The sequence below is a fragment of the Synechococcus sp. CBW1004 genome, from assembly GCF_015840715.1.
Lineage (GTDB): Bacteria > Cyanobacteriota > Cyanobacteriia > PCC-6307 > Cyanobiaceae > Cyanobium.
The window spans coordinates 1,676,742-1,702,156 of the sequence record NZ_CP060397.1; the positions used below are offsets into that span (position 1 = coordinate 1,676,742).

Annotated in this window: 25 protein-coding genes and 1 pseudogene; 4 read left to right on the plus strand and 22 right to left on the minus strand. The window is 69.3% G+C overall.

The window, feature by feature from the left end; genetic code table 11:
* Positions 1–195: 195 nt before the first annotated feature.
* The 13 genes and pseudogenes from H8F25_RS08100 to H8F25_RS08160 form a co-directional block, all read right to left on the minus strand.
* Entirely contained in the window at positions 196–894 is a 699-nt protein-coding gene (locus H8F25_RS08100) for a response regulator transcription factor (RefSeq protein ID WP_197213057.1), read from the minus strand.
* Between the two features lie 183 nt (positions 895–1,077).
* Positions 1,078–2,442, minus strand: a complete 1,365-nt coding sequence (locus H8F25_RS08105) for an amidohydrolase family protein (protein WP_197213059.1) — start codon at positions 2,440–2,442, stop codon at positions 1,078–1,080.
* A gap of 292 nt (positions 2,443–2,734) precedes the next feature.
* On the minus strand, positions 2,735–3,268 hold the full coding sequence (locus H8F25_RS08110) for a VTT domain-containing protein (RefSeq protein WP_197213061.1): 534 nt from the start codon (positions 3,266–3,268) through the stop codon (positions 2,735–2,737).
* Positions 3,269–3,538: 270 nt separating this feature from the next.
* Positions 3,539–3,799: an alpha/beta hydrolase gene (locus tag H8F25_RS18135; RefSeq protein WP_370525851.1), complete on the minus strand. Its 261-nt coding sequence runs from the start codon at positions 3,797–3,799 to the stop codon at positions 3,539–3,541.
* A 4-nt stretch (positions 3,800–3,803) separates the two neighbouring features.
* Positions 3,804–4,022, minus strand: a pseudogene (locus H8F25_RS18140) (crossover junction endodeoxyribonuclease RuvC); the annotation flags it as partial.
* A gap of 508 nt (positions 4,023–4,530) precedes the next feature.
* On the minus strand, positions 4,531–5,331 hold the full coding sequence (locus H8F25_RS08125) for an SDR family oxidoreductase (RefSeq protein ID WP_197213066.1): 801 nt from the start codon (positions 5,329–5,331) through the stop codon (positions 4,531–4,533).
* 193 nt (positions 5,332–5,524) lie between these two features.
* Positions 5,525–6,211: a Coq4 family protein gene (locus H8F25_RS08130; protein WP_197213068.1), complete on the minus strand. Its 687-nt coding sequence runs from the start codon at positions 6,209–6,211 to the stop codon at positions 5,525–5,527.
* Positions 6,212–6,438: 227 nt separating this feature from the next.
* The gene (locus H8F25_RS08135; RefSeq protein ID WP_197213070.1) at positions 6,439–7,290 is read right to left on the minus strand and encodes an alpha/beta hydrolase; all 852 of its coding nucleotides are present in this window, start codon (positions 7,288–7,290) and stop codon (positions 6,439–6,441) included.
* A gap of 37 nt (positions 7,291–7,327) precedes the next feature.
* A complete protein-coding gene (gene bchI, locus H8F25_RS08140; RefSeq protein ID WP_197213072.1) occupies positions 7,328–8,416 on the minus strand; it encodes a magnesium chelatase ATPase subunit I in 1,089 nt (362 codons plus the stop codon).
* A gap of 109 nt (positions 8,417–8,525) precedes the next feature.
* On the minus strand, positions 8,526–9,959 hold the full coding sequence (locus H8F25_RS08145; protein ID WP_197213620.1) for a DUF3370 domain-containing protein: 1,434 nt from the start codon (positions 9,957–9,959) through the stop codon (positions 8,526–8,528).
* A 95-nt stretch (positions 9,960–10,054) separates the two neighbouring features.
* On the minus strand, positions 10,055–11,116 hold the full coding sequence (locus tag H8F25_RS08150) for a serine hydrolase (protein ID WP_231597270.1): 1,062 nt from the start codon (positions 11,114–11,116) through the stop codon (positions 10,055–10,057).
* Between the two features lie 31 nt (positions 11,117–11,147).
* Positions 11,148–11,936: an RNA methyltransferase gene (locus H8F25_RS08155; protein WP_197213074.1), complete on the minus strand. Its 789-nt coding sequence runs from the start codon at positions 11,934–11,936 to the stop codon at positions 11,148–11,150.
* Between the two features lie 37 nt (positions 11,937–11,973).
* The gene (locus tag H8F25_RS08160) at positions 11,974–12,408 is read right to left on the minus strand and encodes a c-type cytochrome (RefSeq protein WP_370525852.1); all 435 of its coding nucleotides are present in this window, start codon (positions 12,406–12,408) and stop codon (positions 11,974–11,976) included.
* 76 nt (positions 12,409–12,484) lie between these two features.
* Here H8F25_RS08160 and petG point away from each other — a divergent pair, with 76 nt between their 5' ends.
* Complete coding sequence (gene petG, locus H8F25_RS08165) at positions 12,485–12,598, plus strand: cytochrome b6-f complex subunit V (RefSeq protein WP_015110794.1); 114 nt, start codon at positions 12,485–12,487, stop codon at positions 12,596–12,598.
* A gap of 6 nt (positions 12,599–12,604) precedes the next feature.
* On the opposite strand, the gene H8F25_RS08170 is transcribed toward petG, so the two are convergent.
* The 7 genes from H8F25_RS08170 to H8F25_RS08200 form a co-directional block, all read right to left on the minus strand.
* Entirely contained in the window at positions 12,605–13,255 is a 651-nt protein-coding gene (locus H8F25_RS08170; protein WP_197213076.1) for an RsmD family RNA methyltransferase, read from the minus strand.
* Positions 13,252–13,893: an imidazole glycerol phosphate synthase subunit HisH gene (gene hisH, locus H8F25_RS08175; RefSeq protein ID WP_197213078.1), complete on the minus strand. Its 642-nt coding sequence runs from the start codon at positions 13,891–13,893 to the stop codon at positions 13,252–13,254. Before hisH ends, H8F25_RS08170 begins: the two co-directional genes overlap by 4 nt.
* 14 nt (positions 13,894–13,907) lie before the next feature.
* The gene (locus H8F25_RS08180) at positions 13,908–14,867 is read right to left on the minus strand and encodes an LOG family protein (protein WP_231597271.1); all 960 of its coding nucleotides are present in this window, start codon (positions 14,865–14,867) and stop codon (positions 13,908–13,910) included.
* A gap of 119 nt (positions 14,868–14,986) precedes the next feature.
* Positions 14,987–15,310, minus strand: a complete 324-nt coding sequence (gene trxA, locus H8F25_RS08185) for a thioredoxin (protein WP_197213079.1) — start codon at positions 15,308–15,310, stop codon at positions 14,987–14,989.
* A gap of 504 nt (positions 15,311–15,814) precedes the next feature.
* Entirely contained in the window at positions 15,815–16,978 is a 1,164-nt protein-coding gene (locus H8F25_RS08190; protein ID WP_197213080.1) for a GuaB3 family IMP dehydrogenase-related protein, read from the minus strand.
* Positions 16,979–17,058: 80 nt separating this feature from the next.
* The gene (locus H8F25_RS08195; protein ID WP_197213082.1) at positions 17,059–17,769 is read right to left on the minus strand and encodes a CAAD domain-containing protein; all 711 of its coding nucleotides are present in this window, start codon (positions 17,767–17,769) and stop codon (positions 17,059–17,061) included.
* A 68-nt stretch (positions 17,770–17,837) separates the two neighbouring features.
* Positions 17,838–19,010, minus strand: coding sequence for a homocysteine biosynthesis protein (locus H8F25_RS08200; protein WP_197213083.1), 1,173 nt, complete (start codon positions 19,008–19,010; stop codon positions 17,838–17,840).
* A 75-nt stretch (positions 19,011–19,085) separates the two neighbouring features.
* Between H8F25_RS08200 and gyrA the strand changes: the two genes are divergently transcribed.
* Both gyrA and H8F25_RS08210 read left to right on the plus strand, forming a co-directional pair.
* The gene (gene gyrA / locus H8F25_RS08205; protein ID WP_197213087.1) at positions 19,086–21,779 is read left to right on the plus strand and encodes a DNA gyrase subunit A; all 2,694 of its coding nucleotides are present in this window, start codon (positions 19,086–19,088) and stop codon (positions 21,777–21,779) included.
* Positions 21,780–22,025: 246 nt separating this feature from the next.
* Positions 22,026–23,138 carry a methyltransferase domain-containing protein gene (locus H8F25_RS08210; protein WP_197213089.1) on the plus strand — a complete coding sequence of 371 codons (1,113 nt, stop codon included), beginning with the start codon at positions 22,026–22,028 and terminating at the stop codon, positions 23,136–23,138.
* Between the two features lie 157 nt (positions 23,139–23,295).
* Here the strand turns inward: H8F25_RS08210 and H8F25_RS08215 are convergent, their stop codons facing one another.
* Positions 23,296–23,607: a hypothetical protein gene (locus H8F25_RS08215; RefSeq protein WP_197213091.1), complete on the minus strand. Its 312-nt coding sequence runs from the start codon at positions 23,605–23,607 to the stop codon at positions 23,296–23,298.
* 167 nt (positions 23,608–23,774) lie between these two features.
* Positions 23,775–24,017: a hypothetical protein gene (locus H8F25_RS08220; RefSeq protein WP_197213092.1), complete on the minus strand. Its 243-nt coding sequence runs from the start codon at positions 24,015–24,017 to the stop codon at positions 23,775–23,777.
* 127 nt (positions 24,018–24,144) lie between these two features.
* Here H8F25_RS08220 and H8F25_RS08225 point away from each other — a divergent pair, with 127 nt between their 5' ends.
* On the plus strand, positions 24,145–25,359 hold the full coding sequence (locus tag H8F25_RS08225) for a glycosyltransferase (RefSeq protein ID WP_197213093.1): 1,215 nt from the start codon (positions 24,145–24,147) through the stop codon (positions 25,357–25,359).
* The last annotated feature ends 56 nt before the right edge of the window (positions 25,360–25,415 follow it).

Sequence of the window (25,415 nt, forward strand, 5' to 3'; positions counted from 1 at the left end):
CATTCCTACAAATGTCGGGTCTGTGGGCTTCCGTCACCACCGCTGCAGCGGCTCTGCACGAATGGCCGCGCAGTCGCGATGGCGGCAAGCTCCGCCAATCCAGGCTCGCCTGGGGCGGCATCGGCAAGAACTCGAGCGCCCTCCTGGAAGACGGAGCGACCCATCGCTGCGGCGGGGGCTCCTGTCGCGCGCGTTTCAGCGCCCGACGCCCCGTTCGCGGATCAGGCCCAGGGCCAGAGCCCTGGCCAGAACCTCGGTGCGGTTGCAGACCCCCAGCTTGCGGATCAGGCTGCTGACGTAGTCGCGCACTGTCGTGGTGGCGATGCCGCTCTCCTGGGCGATCGCCTTGTTGGTGAGCCCGCGCGACAGACCGACCAGCACCTGCTGCTCGCGGCCGCTGAGGACGATGGCGGCCTCCTGCTGCAGCCGCTCGCCAAGACGCGGGTCGAGGAAGGTCTGCCCATGGCGCAGCGCCTGCAACGCCCGGATCAACGTGCCGCTGCCGAAGCTCTCCACATGCACGATCGCCTGGGCCTGGCAATCAGCCAACGACTCGGCCGTCAACCAATGATCCTGCTGCACCAGCAGCAGGATCAGAACCCGGAACTGGCTGCGCCGCAGGCGGCGGATCAGCCGACGGCCCTGATCGGCGGCGATGCTGTCGGTGAGCATCACCAACACGTCGCCGCCCTCAGCGGCCTGCTGGTGCACCAGATCCCACACCTCCTGCTCGTTGATGCCGCTGCCGCAGAAATTCGGCACGCGCGCCGTCAAGGCCAGCCGCGCCACCAGATGGGCCTCCAGCCACGAGCCGGTGCCGGCCACGATCGGCCAGCTGCCCAGCAGCGCATTCACCAGCCGGGTGCGGCGGATGAAGCCCGGGCTGGTGGGCACGAAGCGCAGCGCATGGCTGCTGGTGAACGGCGGGAGGTCGGTTTCGACGATGGGAGCAACCCCTGAGCCTGGAGGGGGACATCATCCTCGCGTCCTGTCAATCCATCCACCGACAGAGTCCCCACCCTGACGCCACCCCTGCGCAGGCTGCGCTCCAGCAGGCGCTGCTGGGATGGCACCACCTCAGGTCGCCCTGCCCAACCGTTCGAGAATCTGGTGGCGCAGGGCCAGGGCCTCGGTTTCGATCGAGGTCTGATCCAGGGTCTGCAGCTGGCGATCACGCAACAGAACCCGGCCCTCCACAAGCACCGAGGCCACATCACTGGCCTTGGTCGCGTACACCAGTGCCGAATAGATGCTGCTGAGCGGAATCTGATTCATCGCTTCCATCTCCAGCACCACCAGATCCGCCCGCTTCCCCACCTCCAGTGAACCGATCTGATCGTCGAGGTGCAGAGCCCGGGCGCCGCGGATCGTGGCCAGCTCAAACGCCTCCTGGGCAGAAACCACCTTGGGATCGGCCGCGATCAGCTTGTGCAGCTTGGCGGCGGTATCGATCTCCTCCCAGAGGCTCAGGTCGTTGTTGGAGGCGGAGCCATCGGTGCCCAGCCCCACTGCAAGATCCCGCTCCAACATCGCCGGCAATGGAGCCACCCCTGAGGCCAGTTTCATGTTGGACTGCGGGTTGTGCACCACGCCCACGCCATGGTCGCGCAGCAGATCGAGCTCGTGGGCTTCGGCCCACACCACATGGGCCGCCACCATCCGCTCACTCAGTAGCCCCAGGCCCGCCAGATGCTCCACCGGCCGGGCGCCCTTCAACCGCTGGCTCTCCTGCACCTCATGGCGCGTTTCAGCCAAGTGGATGATCAGCCGGCAATCGCGCCGCTCAGCGAAGGCCTGGGCTTCACGCAGATGCTCATCGCCCACCGTATAAGGCGCATGGGGGGCGATCGCCGGGATGATCAGGGCATGGCCCTGCCAGCGCTCCACAAAGCGCTCGATGCAGGCCATGGCAGCATCATGGTCGCTCGCGTCGGGGGCTGGGAAGTCGATCAGGGCTTGACCCAGCAGGCCGCGCAGCCCGGCGGCCGCCAGCTCCTCGGCCACCGCCATCTCGTAGTAGTACATATCGCAGACAGTGGTGATGCCGCCACGAATCAACTCAGCGGCGCCCAGGCGGCTGCCGCAGCGCACGAAGGCCTCATCCACGTTCATGGCCTCGGCCGGGAAGATCGTGTGCTGCAGCCAGTCATCGAGGTCCTGATCGTCGGCCAGGCCGCGGAACAGGGTCATCGGTAGATGGGCATGGCCGTTGATCAGGCCCGGGATCACAGTGCGGCCGCTGGCATCGAGGCGCTCAGCCGCCTGGAACATCGCCTCCACCCGTTCGCGACTGTCAACCGCCACGATCCGTCCCTCAGCGATCGCCACCGCCCCATCGGCGATCACCCGCCGCTGCGGATCCATCGTGACCACCAGACCGCCGGCCACGATTCGATCCACCGGGCGACGAGGGCCGGCGTCAACGGGACGAGGAAGAGTCATGGGTCAGCGGCAGCAGACTGCGGCGCCAGTCTCGGCAGAGCGCACGACCAGCGCCACCGATCCACCGGAGGCTTCGTTCACGGGAGTGCTGACAGAAGGAGACCCGCCATGCGGCGGGCCCAGCCAAGGCCTGCACCCGACAAGCAGCGGCACCATTTCTGCCGGGTCCAGGTTCTGCTCCAACGTCGGTGGGCGATCGATGGCCACACCAGGACGTTCAGCCCGGCCTTCGTGTGGCGACCACGACCGGAGCACACCGCTGCACTGGAGTGACGGCAGAGCCCCCGGGTGATCAGTCGCGACCGGCAGACTCCTCAACGTCGGTCAGCAGCACGCGCCGCAGGCCACGCCCCAGCGTCCACAGCACGGCCGCCGTGGCGACCAGGCCCAGCAGCCAGGCGGTCAGGGCCAGGGGTGAAAGGCCACCACGACCCACCTCGCCCCCCAAGGCGCCGGCCAGCACCATCAGCGTGAAGCGCGGCAGCAGGGCCAGGCTGCCCAGGGCGTAGGTCCGCAGCGGTGTGGGCGACAGCGCGCAGCTGGCATTCACCAGGTTCATCGGCAGCAGCGCCAGCCGAACCATCACCATCAGTCGCAGCGAAGCAGGCTGCTGCAACAACCGCCTGAGCCGCCGCCCGCGACGCCGCCGCTCCAGCCAGGGCTGCAGCCGCGGCCGCAGCACACCACGGCAGAGCCGCCAGTTGAGCGTCAGCCCCAGCACCTCGCCCGACAGCACGGTGACGAGTCCGACCCAGGGACCGAACAGCACACCGCCTCCCACCACAAGCGCACCGGCAGGCAAACCGAGCCCGACCGCCAGGGCCACGAGCAGTAGGTAGAGAAGCGGGTGAATGGTGAGCCCTCGTCAGAACCCAGCGGCCCTCGTTGTCATCACAGGGCTTCAGATCGGGCGAGACCCTAGCTGACAGAACACCTCATGACTCCTCCCCGGCACAACACCCAGTGACGCGCAGCTTGCTGCAGGAGCGATGCCCCCACCGTTGCGTGTCGGATCCGGAAGTCGTTGTGTGCGCCGGCTTCGCGGCGCACACGGAGATCGGGCAGGCAGAAACTCTCCGCGACCTCGCCCCTCGGATCAGGCCTGTGATCGGTTCTCCAACAGCCGATCAAGCCACGCGATCATCATCGCGAACACCCGTTGCCGCTCCGGATCGCTGTGCAGTTCGTGGCGGAATCCCGGCCACAGCTTCAACGTCACCCGCTCCGCCGGAGCGGCGGCGGCGAAACGCTCACTGCCGCAGGGATAGGCGATCGCATCGTCTGTGCCATCCAGCAGCAGCAACGGCACCGGGAACTGGCTGGCCTGGGCCTCCACCAGGGCGATCGCCTGCAGCATCGCCAGCCCCCAGGCGGGGGCGCCAGGCGCGGATCAGCTGGCGCAGGTCGGAGGCGATCTCCACCATCCGATCCCCTTCGCTGCGGCCGGGATCGGTGCGGATCATGCCGCAGTCGAGCAGGCGCTGGCTGCAGCCGGCAGGCCTGCCCTGCGGGCCCTCGGCCACCTCAATCACGCCGTAGCCGACGATGGCCAGGCCGGGGTCGATGCCGAGGATGACCATGGGCGGAACAGGCGGCGTTCAGGCGATGACGACCGCAATGCAGCACCACCCGCAGCCATCCTGCTGCGACAGGCGGCGGCGGGGCCGATCCAGCGCAGGCTGGCTCCAGGCCTGACCCAGCCTGCGCTGCCCACCATCAGGCCCCGATGGCGCCTGCGGCACTGTGATGGCGATCCCCGGCGCGCTGCGCGAGCGTCGCCAGGCCGGGAGCCAGGGCCAGGCCCCGGAATCCGTCACGCAAGGAACGTGATGCCCCTCGAGGCAGGGCACCTGACGAACGGGGCCCCGTGCGTGCTGCCGATGCGCAGCCGGGAGCCGGCGAACCCCCCGGCCATGCGGCGGGCAGCGCCACGGACAGCGGCCGAGTCAGGCCAGCAACAGAACGGAGCGGAAATGGGAACAAGGCACCGGCCGCCATGCTGAACTCACCACACCCGGCCGCTGCCCATCCGGACAGCCCGCAGATCAGAGAGCAGATTGCAGCAGAGGCGATACCGCGGGCCGGCCATCACCGCTCAAAATCCCGACGCACGATCGCATCGACCACGCCGGGCAGCACCAGTTTGAGCCACAAGCCGATCTTGCCTTGCAGGGTCACCACAACCTGACGCTTGCGATGAGCCACTGCGTTGCGGATGATGCGGGCACAGACATCAACGCGCATGCCATTGATCTCATGCTTCGAGATCGTTCCCAGTGGCGTTGAGTCCGCCTTGAGCGCTCTGCTGGTGATGCCGGAGCGCACCCAGCTGGGGTAGATCATCGTGACACTGACACCACTGCCCTGCAACTCAATGCGCAGGGAATCAAAGAAGCCTGCCATCGCATACTTGCTGGGTCCATAGGCATCCGCAATCGCAGATGGATACAAACCCCGCAGACTGGACACCCCTGCCAGCCGGCCGCGAGTCTGACGCAGATACGGCAAGGCATAGTGGGTGCAATAGACGCTGCCGAAGAAGTTCACCCGAAACACCTTCTCAAACAGAGCGAGATCCTCCAGGTCGCCGAATTTCGTGACCGAGCCGACGCCGGCATTGTTGATCAGGGTGTCAACCCGGCCATACTCGCCAACGGTTGCCATGATCAGGCGTTCACATTGGCCAGGATCAGAGATATCCGTCGGCACAACGAGCGCCCTGCCGCCAAGACGCAGGCATTGATCGGCCAGCTCAGCCAGGGGCTCAGGGCTTCGGGAGGCCAGCGCCAGCCAGGCCCCTTCCCTGGCCAGCTCCAATGCCAACTGCCTGCCGATCCCATAGGACGCGCCGGTCAGGATGACAACATTCTCCCGAAAGGTCCTGTTCACGGCCGCAGACCCTGTGTGGAAACGGTTGAAGCATACAGGCCTCTTCTTAGGCCAGATTTCTGCGCATCATTGGCGACGAGAGAGCAGGCGGCAAGCGCAATCAGCAGAACAGCTGACGCAGATCGGTGACGATCTCAACCAGGGACTCCACTTCGCTGCGCACGGGGCCTGCGACCATCTGAAAAGGCCCAGCTCAGGCAGAAGTCGCAAAGGGGCCTCGCGCCACCAGCGCCGCGATCCCCAGCTGCTCACGCCACTGCGCCAACGGCCGCTCCCAGCCCTGCTCCCAGCGCTGGGCCAGCAGCGGTGCGCACGTCGCCCCCAGTTGCAGGCCATAGGCCACCGCCAGGCCGATGTCGGGCTCACCGGGAGTGGCGCCTTGCAGGCAGCGATGCATCAGATCGGCCCCCAGCAGCATGGCGCTGCCGGGCCAGCGCAGCTGCATCACATGGATGGCGCTCAGGGCCGCCTCGCCGGCCGGGGTGGGCGGGCAGCCACTCACCACATGCCAGAGGTCGTGGGTGTGGCGCACGCGTTGATGCAGCCAGGCCTCATCCCCTGCCGTGTCCGGCTCCAGCACCGGATCGGGCAACGGCTGGCCACCGGCGGCGGCGAACCAGATCGCATAGCGATGACCGAGGCTGTCGGGCGGCAGCTGGAGCAGCTCCTGAGCACTCGGCCAGGCCCCCCAGTAGCGCTCCTTCAGCAACGGCTGGATGGCGGGGTCGGCCCGCAGGCTGGCGCGGGCGGCGTCGGCGGCTGGGGTGGTGTAGCTGCGGGTCAGCAGATCGAAGCCGTGGTGAAGATCGCCGGGGTCCTCCACCAAAGCCGAGAGATCGGCCGCGAAATGCAGCAACTGGCGGCGCAGCGAGGCACGCATGAAGGAGTCACGACTTTCGTCAGCTTGTCTGGGCCCGAGGGCCTCAGCCGGACGGAAGTGGCTGGCCGGCGCGGATCCAGGTCAGGCGTGCAACAGCCCATGGGGCCTGGCATGACCTGGAACAGTCCATCCCGGGACGTCCCCGAGCGAAGGTGATAACGGTGGCGATGCCCGGGCTGCCTTGAAGAACAGGCAGGCAGAAATGGTCTGGGGCCTCGCCGCCTGGATCACGGCTGCGATCGGTTCCCCAGCAGCCCATCCAGCCACTCCACCATCCGCGCGAACACCAGCTCTCGCTCCGGATCGCTGTGCAGTTCGTGGCGGAATCCCTGGAAGAGCTGCAACGTCAGCCGCTCCGCCGGGGCGGAGGCAGCGAAGCGCTGGCTCCCGCAGGGATAGGCGATCGCATCGTCTGTGCCATGCAGCAGCAGCAACGGCACCGGGAACTGGCTGGCCTGGGCCTCCACCAGGGCGATCGCCTGCAGCAGTGCCAGCCCCCAGGCGGTGGTGACCCGCCGGTGGCAGAGGGGATCGGCCTCCACCAGGGCCTGCACCGCCGGATCGCGGCTGAGCTGGGAGAGATCGAGACCGTTGTCCAGCGACAGGGTGGGCAGCAGCCGCCCGAACAGTCGCACCAGCAGCAGCTTGCAGCGCTGCTCGGCCACCCGGCTGCTCAGGGCGGGCGACGTGGCCATCACACCAACGACTGCCGATCGGCGCATCAGCGTGAACGCCAGGGCCAGAAGCGCCCCCATGCTGTGGCCGTAAAGCACCTGGGGCAGCCCTGGCCAGCGCCGGCTCAACTGGGCCAGAAACGCCGCAATGTCCTCGAGATAGGCCTGCAGCGACGGGGTGTGTCCACGCCGGCCCTGGGAGCGGCCGAATCCCCGCTGGTCAAAACCGGCCACGGCATAGCCGGCGACGCACAGGGCTCCGGCCACCGCCGCATGGCGCTCCACATGGGAGCCGAGGCCATGCAGCAGGGCGATCACCGCTTTCGGCGGGCCTGAAGGGGTCCATCTCCTGGCAACCAGACGCAGACCGTCGGCGGTCGTCCAGATCCAGGTGTCGGTGGTCATGCGGCGGGCAGGGGCGGCAACCACAGCCGCCGGAACCTCAGGCCGCCAGCGCCAGCTGGAAGGCGCTGCGGTCCGAGGGCTCGCCGCGCTCGAACACCTTGCAGAACACCTTCACCACCCGGTCGCCCGAGTCGATCGTCTCGAGCGGGTCCTTGCGCAGGCGATGGCGCAGACAGCAGGCCACCACCCGGGCCACGTCGTCCTCGGTCACCTCGGTGCGGCCCTCGAACGCCGCCAGGGCCCGGGCGGCCCGGTTGGTGACGATGTCGCCGCGCAGGCCGTCCACATCGAGCTCGCCGCACACCGCCGAGATGCGGATGCGCAGGTCGTCGTCGATCTCCACCTGCGGCAGCCGCTGCTGGGCCTCTACCACCCGCGCCTGGAGTCCGTCCTGGATCTCCTGCACCTGGACGCTGAAGCCCTCGGGGTCGTCGTCGAAGGCGGTGCGCTGATCCACCACCTGCACCCGCAGCTGAGGATCGCGCACGGTGCGCACCTCGACGCTCATGCCGAAGCGATCGAGCAGCTGCGGCCGCAGCTCGCCCTCCTCCGGGTTGCCGGAGCCGATGAGCACGAAGCGGGCCGGGTGGCGCACGCTGACGCCCTCGCGCTCCACCGTGTTCCAGCCCGAGGCGGCCGAATCGAGCAGCACGTCCACCAGGTGGTCGTCGAGCAGGTTCACCTCATCGACGTAGAGCAGGCCGCGATTGGCCTTGGCCAGCAGGCCGGGCTCAAAGGCACGCACGCCCTCACTGAGCGCCTTCTCGATGTCGATCGTGCCGCAGAGGCGGTCTTCGGTGGCGCCCAGGGGCAGGTCCACCATCGGCACCTGCCGCTGCTCGATCGGCAGCGTCTCGCCGTGCTCAGCCCGGCTGCGCACCTCGGCGCTCTGGAGGTCGGGGTCGCTGGGGGAGCTGTTGTAAGGGTCGCCGGCCACCACATCGATCTCGGGCAGCAGATCGGCCAGAGCCCGGATCGTGGTGCTCTTGCCGGTGCCCCGGTCGCCCATGATCATCACGCCGCCGATGCGTGGATCGATCACGTTGAGCAGCAGGGCGAGCTTCATCTCCTCCTGGCCGACGATGGCGGTGAAGGGGAAGACCCTGCGCGTCCTGGACTGACTCACGGAGCGGGAACCGGCGGTGTGGGCGATTGTTTCACAGGCCCCCGGCCGGGCCGTGCGTCTGGCGGAGGCACCCCCAGAGGCGCACCTCAGCAGGCAAGCCCGAGCTGCTTCAGGGCCTGGCCGTGGAGGCTGATGGAGCCGGAGATGGCGCCGTCAGCGGCAGCAGGGTCAGCACCTGCGGCGGCGTCGCATCGGCCGGGTAGATCAGCCGCACCCGCACCTCGCGCCGGGCGCCGGGATCGAGCGTCACCGTGCCCAGCACCGGGCCGCTCTGGCCGCTTCGCAACACCACGTGGAAACTGCGTCGCCCCTGGGCCCGGCCGTCGGGGCCGTCCAGCCCGCTGACCTCCACCGTGCCGCGGAAGGTCACCCCCGGGCCGGGAGTCGGCAGGAAGCGCAGGCCGCCCTGGGCGGCATCGGCCTTGAGCGGCGATTCAAAGGCCACCTGCACACCGCTGCGGCTGCGGCCGTCATTCACCAGCGGCAGCGTCAGGTCGTATTCGACGCCGTAGTTGCCGTGGGCGGCCCAGGCGGTGCCCGGGTAGAAGGCCGTGAGCTCGGCGGTCTGCACCTGGGCCGTACCGAGGCTGCCGCGTTCCAGGGAAGCGATCGGCCAGGAGATCGGCGCCCGGATCAGCGGCAGGCCGGCGGGGCCCGGATCGCCGAGGCGGGCTCGCCAGACGCTGCCCTGCTGGATGCCGCTGACGCGCGAGTAGATCATCCCGCCGCTGGCGCCCCTGGGCGTGGGGGCGTGCTCGCGCGAACTGAGCCCTCCCTGCAGCAGTGGCGCCCAGCTGGCTGGGGAAGGCGGCTGGTCATTGGGGCCGAAGGCCGCCAGGGTGGCCACATCCAGCGGTCCATCGCTCTGCAGGCGCAGCTGCAGGTTGAGGCCGTTGAGCAACGGGTCGAGACCCCGCACCGGAATCGGGAGCACCAGCAGCGTGCTCAGCTGCCCCGCGGGCAGGGTCCAGCTGGCGGGGATCAGAGGGCTGCGCTGCCGGCGCAGCAGCTCGGTGGCCACCCGGCTGCCCGGGCCCGCCCACACCGGCGTGGCGCCTTGCTCCAGCAGCGTCGGCAGCGGCAGGAACGGCGCGGAGGGCTGCTTGCCATCGGGGGACTGGGACAAGGCCGTGGACCCGTTCAGCAGCCGCAGGGTCACGGGCCTGCTGCCACGCGGCGCCGCCACCACCGCCAGCCACAGCGTCGAATCGAGCGTCTCGGGCTTGCCGGCATAGACATGGTGACTGAACAGGCCGAAGACCCCGTTGACGGGACTGTTCAGGTGGGCGCCGGCCACCGGCAGGGGCTGACCGTTCCAGCCGGTGGCCGGATTGAACGTGGACAGCAGGATCCCCGGCTCCTTGATCAGCTCGGGGTTGTTGTCGTTGATCAGCGGCACCGCATCGAGACTGCCGCTCAGGGGGGCCACAGCCTGCTGGCGCAGCTGCGGCTGTGGGCGGGCTGCAGGCGCGGACGGCGCCGGGGTGGGTTGGGCGGCGGGAGCCGGAGCCCCATTGGCCACGACCGCAGGCGATGCCGCCATCCGCCGTGGGAACGCGGGGCTCTGGTTCGGCAGAACTGCCGCCGCGGCCAGGGCCAACGGCAGCAGAGGGAGAACACGACAGCGGACGGAGCGACTCATCCCTTCACCACCAGTGTTTTGGCGACGGCACCGGCCATCTTGCGGATCAGCTCGGCGGAGCGTGGGTCGTTGAACGGGCCCTTGACCATGAAGGCCGCCACCGCCCGCTGTCCGTTGGGCAGCTCGATCAGGGCGGCGTCGGCGTAGGCGATGCCGATGTCACCGGTCTTGTTGAGCACCGTGATGCCCAGGGGCAGCAGCTCACTGTCGGGATCGGAGGAGTCCTTGCCGAGGCCCATCAGCATCCCCAGCGGGATCAGCGTGTTCGTGCCGGAGGTGCCAAGGATGCCGCGGAACAGGTCGCGGGCCCGGGGGCTGAGCTTCTCGCTGGTGTCCACCAGAGCGATCGAGCGGGCCAGGTCGCGGCTGCTGGTGGTGTTGGTGCCATCAAGATCGGGCAGCCAGTTCTTCACCTCGGTCGAGGGCAGGCCCAGGGCACGGAAGCGGGCGTTGATGGCCTGCTTGCCGCCGAGGCGCTTGATCAGCAGGTTGGTGGCGCTGTTGTCGCTCACCCGGATCATCTCGGTGGCGGCCTCGAAGAAGGGGAAGCGCGTTCCCACCGGCTTGTTCGCCATCCAGCCGGCGCCGCCTCCGACCAGCTCCTTCGTCATCGTCAGGGGCTCGTTCCAGCGCAGCTTGCCGGCATCGAGATCCTCCAGGCCCACCAGCAGGATCGGCGTCTTGATCGCACTGGCGGCGGGCAGGGGCAGATCGGGCTGCAGCTGGGCGTAGCGGCCGTCATCCAGCACCAGCAGATAGCCGCTGGCGGTGAGGCCCTTCTGGGCCGCCGCCAGCTTCTTCCAGGTCTCGCTCAGCCCCGCCAGCTCCCGTCGCGGCTCGAAGCGACCGCTCGACAGGCCGCCGCTGGGGCGCAGATGGGGCGTGGGATCGGCCTTGGGCACCCCCACCGCCCCCTGGGCCAGACGCGGTGCCAGCAGCTTCAGGCCCGTACCTGCGATCACCCCCAGCCCCAGCCCCATCACCGCCAGCCGTAACAGCAGCAGCAGCGGGGCAATCCAGGGGCTGCGGCGGGAGCGGGGCGGGCGGCCGGTGGTCACGAGCGAGCAGGAGGGAACTCGGAGCCCGACGCTAGTGGCGTGCGTCGTCAGCACAAGGGCGGCGGCTTGCCCAGCGCAACTGGCACACCATGCCGCGCAGCAGAGCCACCTCCGGCGTGCGGATGCGAGCCCGTTGCAGCAGCGCCCGCAGCTTGGCCATGCGGGCCCGGGCGGTGTGGGGATGGAGGTAGCCCACCTCCAGCAGCAGGGCCTGGGCGTCGGTCAGCGCCGCCTCGAGTTCGCCGCGGGCACAGGGGTCCTCCTCGGATTCGCCCGCAGGCGGCACCCCAGCCGGCTGCGGGGCGGGCGCCGCAGGAGGCCGGCGCAGACGGTGGAGCTCGTGCAGCACCAGCGCCACGGCATGCGAGAGGTTCAGGGAGGTGTAGGCCGGATCGGTGGACAGCGTCAGCAGCCTGCCGGCCTGCAGCAGCTCGTCGTTGCTCAGCCCCCGGTCCTCGCGGCCGAAGACCAGCGACGCCGCCGGCCCGTCGGTTCCCGGGGTCTCCATCCCTGGACCGCCCAGCAACCACGGCAGGCAGGCCGAGGGCTCCTCCAGGGGTAGCGGCGGCCCCTCCAGCCGCCCGGTGCAGGCCACCACGCGGCGGCAGTCGGCCAACGCATCGGCCAGGCTGGCGAAGCGGCGGGCGTTCTCCAGCAGCGGCAGGCCATGCACGGCCATCCGCCGTGCCTCCGCATCGAGCGGATCGCAGCGGGGCGCCACCAGGCGCAGCTCCGTCAGGCCGAAATTGGCGCAGAGGCGGGCGACGCTGCCCACGTTCAACGGCCCGGACGGCTCCACCAGCACCAGATGCAGGCTCATCGGCAGGGGCGGCAGGCGGCGGAGGGCATGGGCCGGATCAGTCCGGCAGGCTGTGCAGGAAGGCCAGAAGATCGGCCATCGCCTGCGGTTCAGGCTGGAAGCGGGGCATCGGCGGCGTGCGGCCGCTCACCACCTGCTGGATCAGCTGGCGGTCGTTCTTGCGATGCACCACCCCGTGCAGATTCGGCCCCACCAGCCCCTGCGCGGCCAGGCCATGGCAGCCGGCGCAGTTGAGCCGGAACAGACGGCCGCCATCGCCGGCCGAGCCCTGCAACGCCAGCGTGGCGCGCGTATAGGGATCGCTGCGCCGCGCCGGCAGCCAGCCCACCAGCAACACCAGGGCCAGGGCCAGCAGGGCCACCAGCAGCAGGGCCCGCGCCAGGGTGAAGCGCCCGGACAGCCCGTCCCCGACCTCGGGGGCAGCGGCCTCCAGGGCGGGTGGGGGGACGGCGCTGGGGGAAGGGCCGGTCACGGTTGGTGGCGAGGGATCGCGGTCACGCTGTTCATCATGGAAGAATGGCGCCACGAAACGAGCTCCCTGCCCTCCGATGATCGAACCCCTCCTCTGCGGCATCGTGCTCGGACTGATTCCGGTGACCCTGGTGGGCCTGTTCGTCGCCGCCTGGAACCAGTACCGCCGTGGCAGCGCCCTGGGCGGCTGATCCGCCTCATACCGGTTCCAGCAGCACCACCGTGCTGCCGCCATAGCGCCGCTGATCCCGCAGTGTCCAGCCGGCCGGCGGCAGCGGCACCGCATCACTGGGGCACTCCCACACCAGGGTGCCTCCGGGCTGAATCCACCCTTCCCGCGCCACCGCCTCTGTGAGAGGTCCGTGCAGTCCCGCGGGCCAGGGCGGATCGCAGTAGATCAGATCGAACGGCCGCTCCTGTTCCCCACGATCCATTGGGCGCCCATCGCGCCCTGTCTGCCTCTCGAACGCGGGTAAACAGTCAGCCTCCCGGCGGCCGCCGACCCCGGAATCGGGCGCGCGACTGGCGAGCCACCGGCGCGCGTCTGCCTGGATCACCCGCACCCGTGGCGCAGGCGTGCCCATCCCGGCGGCCACCGCCTCCAGGTTGGCCCTGGCCACCGACGCCACACGCCGGTCACGCTCGATGGCCACCACCTCGGCGGCACCGCGCTGCAGGGCCTCACACGCCATCACACCACTGCCGCAGCACAGATCCAGCCAGCGACATGCCGGCAGTTCCGCCGCCAGCAGATTGAGCACGGCCTGACGCACCCGCGCCGCCGTGGGACGGGCCGTGTCCCCCGGCGGGCTCTGCAGCCGGCGACCGCCGCTGAGGCGCAGCGTCACGGCTTGAGAAGCGTCTCGCGCTGCGCCAGCCATCCGAGCCAGCGGTGCAGCAGCGCCTCCCCCACCGGCCCCGATTTCTCGGGATGAAACTGACAGGCGGCAATGGTTCCCTGCCACACCGCCGCCGTCACCGGCACGCCACCCCAGTCCACCCAGGCGGTGACGATCGCGGGATCCCGGGGATCGGCGGCATAGGAATGCACGAAGTAGACCCAGTCCTCCCGGTGATCCGCCGGCAGCAGGGGCGAGGGAGTGGCGGGCAGCAGCGGCGCCCAGCCCATGTGGGGAATCGGGTGGTGCGGCACCTTCGGCAGCGCCCGCACACGGCCGGCCAGCAATCCCAGTCCGGTCTCCTGCCCCTCCTCACTGGCCTCGAACAGAAGCTGCAGCCCCAGGCAGATGCCGAGCAGCGGCCGGCCGGCGGCGCAGGAGGCGAGCACACCCTGATCCAGGCCACTGTCCCGCAGCCGCTGCATCGCCGGGTCAAAAGCCCCGACCCCCGGCAGCACCAGCGCCGCGCAGTCCTCCATCGCGGCGACGTCCGTGACCGGAAGCACCTCGGCACCGAGCCGCTCGAAGGCCCGCTGCACCGAGTGCAGGTTGCCCATGCCGTAGTCGATCAGGCCGATGCGTCCCATGCTGTGGCGGTGGTTCAGGCTCCGGAGACAGGGCAGGCCTGCCGGTCACAGGAGCGGTCGAAGGCGGCGATGGAGGGCAGGTCCAGACCGTTGAGGTGATCGATGAACTGGTAAAGGCGGCCCACCTTGCGGCGATCCAGGCGCAGTTGCAGGCAGGGATAGAGCAGCCCGTTGTCGTCCACGCTCTCACCGCTGTGGATCGCCCCTTCGCTGAGCATGTCAGCGAAGTCGGAGTTGAGCTCGCTGAGGATCTCCTCCGGAATCGGGGCATGCAGGAGCAGCTCCATCGGCTGCTCGTCCAGCCGGGCCGTGTGGAAGACGCGATAGAAGCGGCGGATCCGATCCACCGCCTCCTCGGCGCTGGTGGCCTCGATCATCAGCGCCATATCCTCCGGTGAAATCAGGGCGCGCTCCACCAGCTGCGCACTCACGCTCTGACGCCACTGCTCCCAGTAGGGATCACCGGGTGGCGCGAGCAGCACGAGCGGGATCGGCGGCGTCCGACCCGTCTGAATCAGGGTGAGGCACTCGAACAGCTCATCGAAGGTGCCGAAGCCGCCGGGCAACACGAGAAGCGCGTCGCTCTCCCGGAGAAAGAACAGCTTGCGGGTGAAGAAGTAGCGGAAGAACAGCAGCCGCCCCTCGCAGTCACTCAGATAGGGATTGGTGTGCTGTTCGTAGGGCAGATCGATGTTGAGGCCAAAGCTGTGGCTGCAACCGGCGCCGCTGTTGGCGGCCTCCATCACCCCACCACCCGCTCCCGTCATCACCTCGAAACCGGCTTCCACCGCCAGCTCGGCAGCTCTGGAAGCGAGTCCGTAACAGGGCTCATCCCGACCGGTGCGCGCCGACCCGAAGATGCTGATCTTGCGGGACGCGCGCACGGGACGGAACACCTGCAGGGCCTCGCTCAGATCCGCGAGCGCACCACTGACCAGACGCCAGGCATCCAGCTCGCGCTCCTCGCGGGCCACGCGCAGCAGAGAAACGAGCGCCCGCTCGATGTGGCGACGCTGCGGGTGCCCCCGGAGTTCGTCAGCCAGGACATCCAGGGGCCTGCGGGCGCCGGTGGGGCCTGTGGAGGGGGCAGTGCTCAGAGGTACTTGGCGATCGTGCCGGAGAGGGTGGTCTTGGGAACGGCACCGACAACGGTGTCGACCTTCTGACCGTCCTTGAACAGCATCAGTGTGGGGATGCTTCGGATGCCGTACTGGCTGGCGACGTTGGGATTCTCATCGGTGTTCAGCTTGAACACCTTGATGCGGCCCTCGAAGTCCTTGGCGATCTCATCGACGATCGGGGCCACCATGCGGCAGGGGCCGCACCAGGGTGCCCAGAAATCGACCAGCACGGGCACGTCGCTCTTGAGCACGTCCTGGTCGAAGGAGGCGTCGGTGACAGCGGCGGCGCTGGACATGCGGGTCCGGAAGTGGAGTTTGGCGGAATCTAGCAACGGTTTTCGCCTTCACCACCGGCTGAGCGGAGGGTGTTGCAGGCCTTAAGGGGCCTGCCCTGAAGCCCCTCGAAGCTGCAGCGCAGGAGCGTCGGCAGCGAGGCCCCTCGGACCTCCGCAACAGGGAGGCCGCTCAGTGGGGAAGCGATCACCGGTGGCTGGGGATGGAGCGGCACACCGGGCGCCCCGGAACAAGACAAAAAGCCCGGGATCTCCGGGCCGGAGGGTGTGAGGAGTGTGCGAGCCGTAGCCCCCACGGCCTGACACTAGCTCCATCTCGGCATGAGGCGGGACCGTCTGGGAGTGAGACAGCCGCACCCGGCGAACCCGTGCGAGCACCCAGCGACAGGCCTTCTGCGCACTGGCATGTGAGCCGGACAGGCGCTGAGGATTCAGGTCCGCGGGGACACCCTCTGAGACAGCATGTGAGACCGGCGCAGCGGTGTGGGCCGGAAAGCCGCCCGGGGCCTATTTGCCCATGCCCAGCTGCTGGGCCTTCTGATACACCTTGCCCTCGGTGAGCAGGGAGGGAGCCACCACCACTTCGACCTGCTGCATCTCCTTGAGAGTGCGGGCGCCCAGGGTGCCCATCGAGGTGCGGATGCAGCCCAGCAGGTTCTGGGTGCCGTCGTCGAGGGAGGCGGGACCGCGCAGGATCTTCTCGAGACTGCCGGTGGTGCCCACCTTGATGCGCGTGCCGCGGGGCAGGACCGGGCTGGGGGTGGCCATGCCCCAGTGGAAGCCGCGGCCGGGGGCTTCGGCGGCGCGGGCGATCGGAGATCCGATCATCACGGCGTCGGCGCCACAGGCCAGGCACTTGCAGATGTCACCACCGGTGACGATGCCGCCATCGGCGATCACGGGCACGTACCGGCCACTCTCCTTCTGATAGTCGTCGCGGGCGGACGCGCAATCGGCCACCGAGGTGGCCTGGGGGATGCCGATGCCGAGCACGCCGCGGCTGGTGCAGGCGGCACCGGGGCCGATACCCACCATCACGCCGGCAGCGCCGGCGCGCATCAGCTTCAGGGCCACGTCGTAGGTGACGCAGTTGCCGATGATCACCGGCACGCCGAAATCGCGACAGAGGGCTTCGAGATCCAGGCTCTCCTGGCCTTCGGGACCGATGTGCTCGGTGCTCACCACCGTGGCCTGGACGAAGAACAGATCGGCGCCGGCCTCGGAGATCGCCTTGCCGAACTTCAGGGCGGCCACCGGCGTGGCGCTCACGGCCGCGATGCCGCCTCGCTCCTTGATCTCGGCGATGCGCCGGCGGATCAGGTCCTCGCGCACGGGCTGGCTGTAGAGCTCCTGCATCAGCGGCACGAACTCCTCCTTACCGACCGAGGCGATGCGGTCGAGCACGGGGTTGGGATCGTCGTAGCGGCACTGAACACCCTCAAGGTTCAGCACGCCGAGCGCTCCGAGCCTGGTGAGCTCCGCACACATGCCCACATCGACGACGCCATCCATGGCGCTGGCGATGATCGGAATCTCGCGCTGCACACCACCGAGGGTCCAGCTGCTGTCGGTGACCGAGGGATCCACGGTGCGACCGCCCGGCACCAGAGCGATCTCATCGATGCCGTAGGCCCGGCGGACGGTTCGGGATCGACCCAGCTGAAGATTCACCGGAGCAACGTTCGCAGTCCGGCCAAGCTATCAACCGGGCTGAAGCGGCCCTCCACACCGCTGGGGCGGGGGGCGGCGGTTCAGTTGCGACCGCGGAAATCGAGCCAGCGCTTCTGAAGCTGGGCGATCACCTCCTGGCGGTCGCTGCTGCGCAGCAGGCGGGTGGCGCCGAACTGCAGAACGACGATCAGACCGGTGAGCTCCAGCAGGCCGGAGACCAGCGGGATGCCGTCGATGGTGCGAACGACCGTGGCATACACCTGCAGAGCCACAAGCACGGCCAGCACGATCGCGACACCCTTGAGAGGGCCACGGATCCGCTGCCACTGTCGATTCAGCTCGCCGGAGTTCCACCAGGTGTTGAACCGCTCGACCAGCAGCTCCCACTCGCCACCGCCTCCGGTGCCGGGATCCTCCAGGGGCGGAACGGTGATCGTGGCCGCCACCCCGGCGGGCTGCTCGGGCTGCGGCGCCGGGGTCGGCTCCGCAGCATCCGCAACCCCCGAGGGCACGGTCTGCGCGGGAGCGGCGCTGAAGGCTGGCGCGGCCGCGACAGGCTCCGGTGGAGCGGCTGGGGCCTCCGGAGCCGCAACCGGTTCGGGAGCGGAGGGCAGCGGATCCCCGGAGACGGCCTCAACGGGGGCGGGCGTCTCGCTCGCCTCCGGGGGGGCCGGCACGGGCTCCGGGTTGAAGCCGGCGGGAGGCTGAACGGGACTCCCCAGGTTCCCGTCCTCGGGAGCCGTGCCGCCGCTGGTGGCTCCGGATTCGGGGGAGAAGGGGGTCTCGGCCATGATCTGGGCGGGCACTGGCGGGAGCTTACGGCCGTTTCCCGGGCCGGACCCGGCGGCGCGCCGAAGCGTCAGGCTTCGAGAGGCAACAGCGAGGGGCGGCTGCTCAGGGGCAGCAGCGGCAGACGCAGGGGGAATCGGTCCTCCCGCAGGCGAACCGCCAGCTCCTCCGCCAGCTCCTCCGCCAGCCGTGGGCTGTGGGCCGGGGCGACTGGCACGGACTGCCCGTTGACCGTGATCGCGCCCGCCTTGAGAAGGCTGTAGGGCACGCCGCCGAAGCCCGGCTTGAGGCGACGCGGAATCGAGAGATCGAGCACCGGCGCCTCCAGCTCGCTGTCGCCCGCCGCCGCCTGGCGCGCAATGGCCGCGTGGACCAGGGGCACCGGCGCGGCGATCGCCACCAGCAGGGCACTGCCGTGGCCCTCGAAGAAGCAGGAGCGGATCCAGCGGGGGTCCAGCTCCTGCCAGTCGACGCAGACCGCCGCCGTGGCGCCGGGGGAGCGGGCATGGCCGCTCGCGAGGCGCCGCACCTGGGGCTGATGGGCACTGCCGCTGCCCACCACCCAGCCGACCGCACCGGCCACCAGCACCGGCGATCCCGGCCCCAGCAGCGACAGGCCCGGCATCGTCAGGCCGATGCTGCCGGCGCCACCGCAGCTGTAGAGGGCACTGGCCCAGGGTCCGAGCAACGGCCCCCAGGGAGTGCGCACCACGCCTTCGGCGCTGCTCACCGCCACCAGGCCGTTCTCCACGATCGCCCGATGCAGCAGCAACCGGCCCTGGCCGATCTGCTGGCGATCCAGCCACAGGTTCAGCTCGCGCCTGGGCTGCAGCGGCGTGGCCTCGCCCGCGGCGCTGAAGGCGACACTGCCGCCTCTCAGCAGGGTCGCCAGCACCTGGGCTCCGCCGCGGCGCTGGCCCTCCAGGGGGCCGCCGGCCAGAGGAAGCACCAGATCGGTGCCGCTGCCCCCGGCCTGGGCAGGCACACCGTCCAGCTGCGGGTCCCGCAGCCGGATCGGGGGATCCGTCGGGCCCAGACCCAGGTGCAGGCTGGCCTGGTCGGTGAATTCGGCATTGGCCGCCACCACCACGTCGGTGTCGGCATAGGCGGCGGCCAGGCCCTGCTCGCGCACCAGCCGGCGGTAGTCGGCCGCCAGCCGCACCCGCAACCGGCCCTGGCGCTGGCGCTGCAGCAGCTCCGCCTCGCCGCGCCCGGGCAGGGACTCAGGCGCGGTGGCTTTCACGGATCGGGGCAGAGAGAAGCGAGGCCAGCACAGGTGGACTTCGGTAGACTCCAATCCTGAACCAGCTGGTCATGAATGGCGGATCCCACCGGACCCAGCGGGCCTGAGGAGGACCCCTCCCAACCGAACGGCCCCGGCGACTCCGACGCACGGATCATTCAGACCGATCTGCGGAATGAGATGTCGCGCTCCTATCTGGAGTACGCGATGAGTGTGATCGTGGGCCGGGCCCTCCCCGACGCCCGCGATGGCCTCAAGCCGGTGCATCGCCGCATCCTGTATGCGATGTACGAACTGGGGCTCACCAGCGATCGCCCCTATCGCAAATGCGCCCGCGTCGTGGGCGAAGTGCTGGGTAAATATCACCCGCACGGCGATACAGCGGTCTATGACGCCCTGGTGCGCATGGCCCAGGACTTCAACATGCGCATGCCGCTGGTCGATGGCCACGGCAACTTCGGCTCGGTGGACGGCGACCCGCCGGCCGCCATGCGTTACACCGAATCTCGGCTGCAGGCGCTCACCACCGATGCGCTGCTGGAGGACATCGAAGCCGAGACGGTCGATTTCGTCGACAACTTCGATGGCTCCCAGCAGGAACCCACCGTGATGCCGGCGCGGATTCCGCAGCTGCTGCTCAATGGCTCCACCGGCATCGCCGTGGGGATGGCCACCAACATCCCGCCCCACAATCTCGGCGAACTGATCGATGGCCTGCTGGCCCTGATCGCCAACCCCGAACTCAGCGACCGCGAGCTGACCTCACTGATACCCGGCCCCGACTTTCCCACCGGCGGCCAGATCCTCGGGCGCCGTGGCATTCGCGAAATGTTCAGCACCGGCCGCGGCTCGGTGACCATGCGCGGCGTCGCCTCGATCGAAACCCTGGAGGTGAAGGGGCGTCCCGACCGGGATGCGGTGATCATCACCGAACTGCCATTCCAGACCAACAAGGCGGCATTGATCGAACGCATCGCCGAACTGGTCAACGACAAGAAGCTTGAGGGCATTTCCGACATCCGCGACGAAAGCGATCGCGACGGCATGCGGATCGTGATCGAGCTGCGCCGCGACGCCTATCCGCAGGTGGTGCTCAACAACCTGTTCAAGCTGACCCCGCTGCAGAACAACTTCAGCGCCTACATGCTGGCGTTGGTCAAGGGCGAGCCGGTGCTGCTCAGCCTGCGGCGGATGCTGGAGGTTTTCCTCGACTTCCGCGTCGAGACGATCGAGCGGCGCACCCGCTATCTGCTGCGCAAGGCCGAAGAAAGGGATCACATCCTGCTCGGTCTGCTGATCGCCCTCGACAACCTCGACGCGATCATCGCCCTGATCCGCGCTGCGGCCGACACCGCAACCGCCCGGATGCAGCTGACCGAACAGTTCGGCCTGAGTGAAGTTCAGGCCGACGCCATCCTGCAGATGCAGCTCAGGCGTCTGACAGCGCTGGAAGCCGACAAGATCCGTCTCGAGCACGAGGATCTGCTCGCCAAGATCACCGACTACAAGGACATCCTCGCCCGTCGCGAACGGGTGTTCGGGCTGATCACCGAAGAGCTCCAGACGATCCGCAGCCGGTACGCCTCGCCGCGCCGCACCGAAATCCTCGACCTTGAGGCCGGCCTGGAGGACATCGATCTGATCGCCAACGAGCGCTCGGTCGTCCTGCTCACCGAGAACGGCTATCTCAAGCGGATGCCGGTGAGCGAATTCGAGGCCACCAGTCGCGGCACCCGCGGCAAGGCCGGCACCCGCAGCCAGGGAGAGGAGGCGGTGAAGCTGTTCATCAGCTGCAACGACCATGATTCGCTGCTGCTCTTCTCCAATCGCGGCGTCGTCTATTCGCTGCCCGCCTACCGCGTGCCGCTGTGCAGCCGCGCCGCCAAGGGCACGCCGATCGTGCAGCTGCTGCCGATCCCGCGCGAGGAGGCGATCACCTCGCTGCTGTCGGTGAGCGCGTTCGACGACGACGTGCAGCTGCTGATGCTCACCAGCGGTGGCTATGTCAAGCGCACGCCCCTGTCCGCCTTCGCCAACATCCGCTCCAACGGCCTGATCGCCATCTCCCTGGAGGAAGGTGATGACCTGCGCTGGGTGCGCCTGGCCCTGAGGGGCGACAGCGTTCTGATCGGATCGCGCAACGGCATGACGATCCACTTCCGCATCAGCGACGAGGAGCTGCGTCCCCTCGGCCGCACCGCCCGCGGCGTGCGGGCGATGCAGCTGCGGCCGGGCGACCAGCTGGTCAGCATGGACGTGCTGCCGGCGGAACTGGCCGATCAGGTGGCCCTCGCCGGCGGCGACGAGGCCGAGGCCGATGGCGAAGGCACTGACGATGTGAGCGGTGGCGAAGGTCCCTGGGTGCTGGTGGCCAGCGCCACCGGTCTGGGCAAGCGGGTCCCTGTCGACCAGTTCCGCCTGCAGAAACGCGCCGGCATGGGCCTGCGGGCGATGAAGTTCCGCCGCGACGGTGATGAACTGGTGGGCCTCAAGGTGCTCGGCGCCGGCGAGGAACTGCTGCTGGTGAGCGAGCGGGGCGTGATCGTGCGCATGCAGGCCGACGCCATTCCGCAGCAGTCCCGAGCCGCCACGGGGGTGCGCCTGCAGCGCCTCGATACAGGCGACCGGCTGGCGGAGGTGGTGCTCGTCCCACCGGCACCGGAGGAGAGCGAGGAGGAGGGAGGCGAGGCCAGCCCCGTTGAGGCGGCCACGGTGCCGGCGGACGGAGGCAGCGACGCCAGCGAGGACCGCGACGCCGCCGCTGACTGAGGCCGCCTCGGTCCACCCCCCCCCATGCCCCGGGTATACCCCGGGTGCTCAGCGTCCCTGAGGTGGCGGCCGCGGCCGTCTGACCATCGGTTGATACCGCTCCAGGGCGGAGTCGGGAAGCCAGCGGGCCCGGAGGGCTGAGCGGAGCGGCGATGGCCAGCCCAGGGGCTGACAGCATCCGCCGCTCCCCAGCTGACGGTCGGACGGTGCAGCATGGGAATGCTCTGCACGCACCCGCCGCACCCGATGCCCACCCAGGAGGTCGTCCGCCAGTACTACGGCCAGGAGCTGCAGAGCTCGGCCGATCTGCGCACCAACGCCTGCTGCGATGCCGATGCGGTCCCCCCGCCGCTGAGGCCGCTGCTGGCACGGATCCACCCGGAGGTAAGCCGCCGCTACTACGGCTGCGGCCTGGTCTGTCCGCCGCTGCTGGAAGGCTGCCGCATCCTCGATCTGGGCTGCGGCGCCGGCCGCGACGTCTACCTGCTGGCCCAGCTGGTGGGAGCGGGAGGCGAGGTGATCGGTGTTGACATGACCCCCGAGCAGCTGGCGGTGGCCCGCACCCACCAGCGCTTCCACGCCGAGGCCTTCGGCATTGACAACGTGCGCTTCCTGGAGGGCACGATCGAGCAGCTGGAGCAGTTGCCGCTCGAGAGCGGCTCATTCGATGTGGTCGTCAGCAACTGCGTGCTCAATCTCTCCACCGACAAGGCCGCGGTGCTGCGGGGCGTGAAGACGCTGCTGCGCAGCGGCGGCGAGTTCTATTTTTCCGATGTCTACGCCGACCGCCGCCTGAATGAGGTGCAGCGCGGTGATCCGGTGCTGTACGGCGAATGCCTGGGTGGCGCCCTCTACTGGCCCGATTTCCTGCGCCTGGCCCGAGAGGCTGGCTTCCCCGATGTGCGCCTGGTGAGCGATCGCCCCCTGGAGATCGGCGATCCCTCCCTGGCGGCCCTGCTGGGAGAGACCCGCTTCCATGCGGCGACGGTGCGGCTGTTCCAGCTCGACCAGCTGGAGGACACCTGTGAGGACCACGGCCAGGCGGTGATCTACCAGGGCAGCCTCCCGGGCCAGCCCCACCACTTCGATCTGGACGACCATCACCGCTTCGAAACCGGCCGGATCGTGCCGGTGTGCGGCAACAGCTTCCGGATGCTGGCCGAAACGCGCTTCGCCCCCCACTTCCACTGCCTGGGGGACTTCAGCCGGCATTTCGGCCCCTTCCCCGGGTGCGGCGGCGGTCTGCCCTTCCGGGCCGGCTCAGCCAGCCGCGGGGCGACCTCCGCGCAGGTCGGCCAGGAGGCCAGCGGCGGATGTGTGCCGGATCCAGGCAGCGGGAGCTCGGGCGGCTGCTGCTGAGTGCCTGGCCACCTCACACCTCACCAACGCAACCTCGATCGGTCGCCCGGACAGGGAGCGCGACCCCGACAGCGGGGATCCGGACGGCGAGAGTGGCAACGCACCGGAGCCTTCAGCCCTGGTGACGCCTTGCATTGGCCGATGCGCCGCCAGCGGCTCAGTTCTCCGGAACGGGCAGCGCCGGCAGGCGCGGCAGCTGGAGCTCGCGCAGGGGCTCCGGGGCATCGGCGATCGAGAACTGTCGTTCCAGCTGGCGCACGCGGCTGGCACGGAGGCAGAACTTGCAGCCGCCCGTGGTCTGGAGGTGCTTCTCCGGAGTGATCACGATGTCGCGCACCGGATGGTCGCGACAGCGGATGCGGATCGGGCTCTTGTAGCTCCGGTAGACGATCTGGGAGTAGTCGTAGCGATCACCGAAGCGGGCCTGCGCCCGCCCCAGAAAGGTCGCGAGATCGATCGGGCTTCCCATCCGGCCGTGGGCTCTGATCGGCAGTCGGTGAGTCCTAGCACCAGTGGAGCGCTCGCGCCCGAGGGAGGCGGCATTCCTTCATCGGCAGCACCAGAACGCGGCTGCATGTCATGAGGAACGCGTGGCCGCCCCCCACAGCCCCTCAGGAGCCGCCCATGCCCAAGGGATCAGGAGTGGAACAACAGCACCAGGCCCGACTTGACCTGATGGAATTCCCGCTCCTCCCGGCTGAGATCGAGGCCCACCTCCAGCCCCTCCTCCAGCGCCACGTCATAAGGCGGGGACGGTGGCGGCACCCCCTCACTCCAGAGAGCGGCGATGCCCACCGGCGTCGCATGCCAGCGGAACCGAGCCGTGCTGGCGATCGAGGGCTCCTGGAGAGCATCTTCGAGGAGTTCACGGATCGCCATCGGTTGCGGTCATTCGCTCCATACCGGGTCCCAGCTTCGACAGGGCGCAGCGGCGGGGCAATCGGCTGAGAGTTTTCGTGATGTAGGCCACGGATCGGCACAGCCGACGGCTGCCTACGGTGCGGCGATGGCCGGCCTCCCCTCCGCAATCGCCCTTGTGCACGAGTGGTTCAGCCCCCGCTCGCGAGGCGGAGCTGAGCTGGTGGTGCGAGAGATCGATGCCCTGCTCGGCCGCCACGGTGTGCCGCCCGCGCTCTACGCCCTGGTGGATGGCGAAAGTGAGCGCGCCGGCAGCTGGCTGGCAGGACGCCGCATCGGCACCAGCTTCATCCAGCGTCTGCCGGGCGGCGTACGCCACGTGCAGCAATATCTGCCGCTGCTGCCGCTGGCGATCGAGCAACTGGATCTCGCCGCCTATCCCCTGGTGCTGAGCAGTTCCCACCTGGTGGCCAAGGGGGTGCTCACCGGTCCGGACCAGCTGCACGTGAGCTACGTGCACACCCCCGTGCGCTACGCCTGGGACCAGATGCATCCCTACCTGGCCAGCTCCTCCCTGGCGCAGGGCCCCCTGGGACCTCTGGTCCGCTGGCAGCTGCACCGGCTGCGTCAGTGGGATGCACTCAGTGCCCTGCGGCCCGACGCCCTGATCGCCAACTCCCGCTTCACCGCGAGCCGCATCCGTCGCTATTGGCACCGCCGGGCCGATGTGGTCCACCCACCGGTGGAGGTGAGTCGCTTCCGCTGGGACCGGCCCCGTGATGACACCTATCTCAGTGTGTGCAGGCTGGTGCCCAACAAGCGCGTCGATGTGGTGGTGGAGGCCTTCAACCGCACCGGCCTGCCCCTGGTGGTGATCGGCGACGGGCCGGAGCGGCGACGACTGCAGGCGATGGCCGGACCCCACATCCGCTTTCTGGGGCGCTGCCCCGACCATGAGGTGAACAACTGGCTGGAGCGCTGCCGCGCCTACGTCTATGCCGGACTGGAGGATTTCGGCATCGCCCCGCTGGAGGCGATGGCCGCCGGCGCGCCGGTGATCGGCTACGGCGCCGGTGGACTGTGCGACAGCGTGCGCTGCCTGGAGGCCGGCGCCTCCCATCCCACCGGCCTGCTCTTCCCCGAGCAGAACGCCGCCAGCCTGGCGGCGGCGCTGGAACAGTTCGAGGCCCAGCGCCTGTGGCGACAGCTGCCCCCGGAGGGGCAGCGCCTGTGGGCGGAGACTTTCGCGCCGGAGCGCTTCGAGCGGCGGATGCTGCCCCTGCTGGAACAACTCTGGGAACGGCACCGGCGGAAGCTGAGGCACCGCCGCTCCCCCCTGCACCCTCCTGTGCCTCTGGACTGAGTGACCTCAGTCTCTGGAGTCTCAGCGAGACATGGCTTTAGATTCAAGTAACTGCG